This is a genomic window from Petrotoga sp. SL27 (genome assembly GCF_002924605.1).
GTDB lineage: Bacteria > Thermotogota > Thermotogae > Petrotogales > Petrotogaceae > Petrotoga > Petrotoga sibirica.
The window spans coordinates 1-433 of sequence record NZ_JAIP01000050.1; the positions used below are offsets into that span (position 1 = coordinate 1).

The 433-nt window shown below is 37.4% G+C and carries 1 protein-coding gene; it reads right to left on the minus strand.

Annotated features, from left to right (window positions below; all coding sequences use genetic code 11):
- A partial coding sequence (locus AD60_RS10000; protein WP_233186889.1) for an ABC transporter substrate-binding protein occupies nt 1-433 on the minus strand: 433 nt, incomplete at both ends.

Here is a 433-nt window from a genome sequence, read left to right on the forward strand (position 1 = left end):
CTATGATGTAAACTGGAAGCAACATGTTTTCTCTTGCATCTAAGTAAGTTGGCCATTGAACTCCTCTAACTTCAACTTGGAATCTTGGATTGATCTTTGCTAAATTATCCCTCAATATCTCTGCTGATACTCTTCTTGCATCGTTACCTGTATTGTAAAGGATAGTCATTTTGAAACCAATTTGCCATAATCTCCCATTGTAAGCACGTTTGAAATAATTTTCAGCTCTTTGTAGGTCCAATTCATATGTTGGAAGATTTTCATCGAATCCTAAGAATCCGGTAGGTAAAGCGGTGGGGACTTTTTTACCCAAACCTTTTAAAACATCATTTATCATACCATCATAATCAAAGGCATATGCAAAACCTAACCTAACATTGTGATCTGCAAAAAAGTCTAGCGGAATACCGTTCCCATCCAATCGGCCTGAACC